The organism is bacterium (genome assembly GCA_016873475.1).
Lineage (GTDB): Bacteria > Krumholzibacteriota > Krumholzibacteriia > JACNKJ01 > JACNKJ01 > VGXI01.
Map to the genome: position 1 here is coordinate 1 of VGXI01000285.1, position 3,289 is coordinate 3,289.

General features: G+C 74.6%; 4 protein-coding genes. All 4 read right to left on the minus strand.

Annotated features, from left to right (window positions below):
* Nucleotides 1-221: dihydroorotate dehydrogenase (locus FJ251_14760; protein MBM4118965.1), on the minus strand; the 221-nt coding region annotated here is incomplete at its 3' end.
* Entirely contained in the window at nucleotides 214-1,071 is an 858-nt protein-coding gene (locus tag FJ251_14765) for an NAD-dependent dihydroorotate dehydrogenase B electron transfer subunit (GenBank protein ID MBM4118966.1), read from the minus strand. The genes FJ251_14765 and FJ251_14760, both read right to left, overlap by 8 nt.
* Nucleotides 1,061-2,626 carry a tetratricopeptide repeat protein gene (locus tag FJ251_14770; GenBank protein ID MBM4118967.1) on the minus strand — a complete coding sequence of 522 codons (1,566 nt, stop codon included), beginning with the start codon at nucleotides 2,624-2,626 and terminating at the stop codon, nucleotides 1,061-1,063. Before FJ251_14770 ends, FJ251_14765 begins: the two co-directional genes overlap by 11 nt.
* Nucleotides 2,619-3,289: amidohydrolase family protein (locus FJ251_14775; GenBank protein ID MBM4118968.1), on the minus strand; the 671-nt coding region annotated here is incomplete at its 5' end. The genes FJ251_14770 and FJ251_14775, both read right to left, overlap by 8 nt.

Genomic DNA, 3,289 nt, shown 5'->3' on the forward strand with positions numbered 1-3,289 from the left:
GGGAGCATGCCCGCCGGCGTCTCGGCGATGCGCGGCAGCGGATTGCCCGCGCGCGGCAGGGGCGTGATCGTCTTCGTGACGACGGCGCCGAAGGTCTCGGGCGGAAGCAGCGGGTCGCACTCGAGCCCATAGCCGAAGCAACCCGAGGCCGCGAGCAGCGGATTGGCGAGCGTGAGGTCCCCCACGCGCGCGGCCAGCGAGACGGCCCGCGGCTCACTCATGGCCCGGCTCCAGCGCGCGCGCGGCGGCCGGCTCGGCGAGCGCGGCGACATCGAACACGGGCCCCTCGCGACAAATCGTCGCGTAGCGCCAGCCGGCGCCGTCCTTCACCGACACCACGCAGCCGCGGCAGACGCCGACGCCGCAGGCCATGCGCTCTTCCAGCGACAGCTCGAGCGCGTCGCCCGGACGCACGGCCGCACGCAGCGCGGCGAGCATCGGCGCCGGGCCGCAGGCCTTGATCGCGAGGGGCGCCGCGCCGCGCGTCTCGACGAGGCGCGCCACCGGGTTGCCGCGCTGGCCGGCCGAGCCGTCGAGCGTGAGCAGCTCGGCGCCGAGCTCCGCCAGCAGCGCCGCGGGGATCTCCGCCGCGCGATTGAAGCCGAAGAGGACGCGGCAGGGCCGCCCCGCCGCCGCGAGGCGCCGCGCGAGGAAGTGCAGCGGCGGGATGCCGACGCCGCCGCCCACGAGCACCGTCTCGCCGGTGGGCTCGCCCTCGCGTCCGCCGAAGGGCTGGCCGAGGGGACCGACGAGCCCGACCGCGTCACCCGCGCGCAGCGCCGCGAGCAGCGCCGTGCCGCGGCCGGCGACCTTGAAGAGAAAGCGCTGCCAGCCGGCGCCCGCGTCGAGCAGGCTCAGCGGTCGCGGCAGGAGCGGATCCCAGGCGCCCGGCGCAGCGGACGCGAGCAGCGCGAACTGGCCGGGCTCGCCGGCGGGCAGGCCCTCGGCCTCCACGCGCAGGTCCCAGTAGAGCGCGCCGTCGGGTCGGCAGTGCGTGACGCGCGCCTTGCAGTGGATCGCGCCGAGCGGAGTCGGACTCGGTGCCTGGCCGCCGTGCAGATCAGGGTTCATCGTCTCCCTCGGGCGGAGGCGGAGGGAACAGCGAGTCCGGCGCGGCGGAGGCGCGCAGGCTGTCGGCCGGCGCGGCGAGCGAGTCGGCCGCCGCCGCGAGCGAGTCGGCCGCGGCGGGTGCGGGCACGGCCACGGGCGCGGGCGCGGGCAGCGCGGGCGCCATGGCCGGACCCTCGCCGAGGGCCGCGGCCCAGCCCGCGACGAAGCGCGTCGCCTCGCTGTCCGGATAGCGCTCGGCGAGCAAGGCCACCGCCCAGCGCGCGGCCGCCGAATCGGCCAGGCTGTAGCGCGCGAGGTAGGCGATCGCGTAGGCCGCCTGCGGCGCGAACTCGCTCTCGGGATGGGCGTCGATCACGCGGGCGTACTCGCCGATCGCGCTCTGCGGGTTCTCCAGGCCCAGGTACTGGTTCTCGGCGAGACGGAACTGCAGCCCCGCCCGCTCGGCGCCCGTGGAGTCCGCGGCCATCGTGCCGAAGCGCTGCTGCACGTCGAGCACTTCCTGCACGGCGCGCCGCTTGTTCGCCGCAAGATCGCTGAAAACCGAGCGCGGCACCTCCTTCGTCGAGCTGTCGTAGGCCTTGATCGCCTCATCGAGATTGCCCTGGCGGTTCTGGCGCAGGAGGCCGATGCGGTAGAAGGCCTCGGCAGAGTGGTTGCTCTTGGGGAACTCCGTCACCACGTTCTCGAAGAGCGCGATCGCCTCGTCGAACTCGCCGCGCGCCTCGGCGAGACGCCCCTTCAGCAGGAGCACCGGGCCGCGGGACTGGAAGCTCTCGGCAACGGGCTCGATCTCGGCGATGACCGTCGCGCACTCGTCGTAGCGGCGCTGAGCAAGCAGGATCTCCACCGCCGTGAGCTGGCCCTCGAAGGCCTTGCGCCGATCGCGGCCGTCGCGCGCGAGGGCGGTGAGCGTCTCGACGGCCAGCGAGTCCTGCTTCTGCTCGCGCTGGGCGAGCGCGATCTTGAGGCGCGCGGCGTCGTGGAAGTCGCTCTGCGCCACGCTTGCGAGCAGGCGGCCGTAGGCCGTCTCGGCGGCCGCCCAGTTGCCGAGGCGATACTCCGCCTCGCCGCGGCGGAAGAGCCCCTCGGCGAGGTGCTTGGAGCGCGGGAACCGCTCCTGCAAGCGCTCGAGGGCGACGATCGCCTTTGCCTCGTCGCCCTCTTCGAGCAAGCTGACGCCGCGCATGTAGAGCACGGTCTCCTGCCAGTGGTGCTCGGGGAAGCGCTCGTCCAGCTCGTCGAGACGGCGCAGGCAGCTCCCGTACTCGCCCTTGCCGAAGTAGGCGCGGCTCATCAGGTAGAGCGTGTCGTCCACCCACTTGCTGTCGGGGTAGAGCTCCATGAGCTTCTTGCACTTCTCGATGCTGCTGTCGTAGGCCTTGCGCGCGCCGGGCGTGATGCGGCCGTCGGGGCCCAGCGCAGTCGTCTCCGCCTCGCGCAGGTAGCGACGCGCGTTCGTGTAGGTGTTGAAGTAGGCGCAGCCGCCCAGGCCCGCCAGGGCCAGCACGAGCAGCAGCGCGGCGAGGCCGCGCGCGCGCGCCCGCGGCCTAGGCATGCGCCTGGGCCCGCTGCCAGGGCCGCGGCCGGAAGGCCTCGCCCGCTTCGCCGCGCTGGTAGACCGGCGCGCCGGCGAGCACTGTCGCGCGGACTCGCCCGCGCAGTGTCATCCCCTCGAAGGGCGTGTTGCGCGAGCGCGAGGCCATCTCGGCGCCGCGCACGACCCAGGTCTCCTCGGGATCGAAGAGCACGAGATCAGCGGGCGCGCCGGCCGCGAGGCGGCCGCCCGGCAGGCGCAGGATGGCCGCCGGCCGCGCGGTGACCAGCGCGATCGCCTGCGGCAGCGCGAGCAGGCCCGGCTGCACGAGGCGCGTCAGCACGGCCGCGAGCAGGGTCTCCAGGCCCGTGACGCCGAAGGGCGCCTGCGCCAGCTCGCGCTCCTTCTCGATCTCGGTGTGCGGGGCGTGATCGGTGGCGACGCAGTCCAGCGTGCCGTCGCGGAGCCCGGCCACCAGCGCCGCCCGGTCGGAGGCGTCGCGCAGGGGCGGGTTCATCTTCTTGTGCGAGTCGTAGCCGACGAGGGCGCCGTCGTCCAGGAGCAGGTAGTGCGGGGCGGTCTCGGCCGTCACGCGCAGGCCCTGGGCCTTCGCGCGGCGCAGGATCTCCACGCTGTGCTTGCTCGAAACGTGGGCGATGTGCAGGCGCGCGCCGGTCAGCGCCC

Bases quoted from the DNA above. Each gene is read 5' to 3' on its own strand.
- FJ251_14770 (MBM4118967.1), bottom strand. From the start codon at position 2,626: ATGCCTAGGCCGCGGGCGCGCGCGCGCGGCCTCGCCGCGCTGCTGCTC.
- FJ251_14765 (MBM4118966.1), bottom strand. From the start codon at position 1,071: ATGAACCCTGATCTGCACGGCGGCCAGGCACCGAGTCCGACTCCGCTC.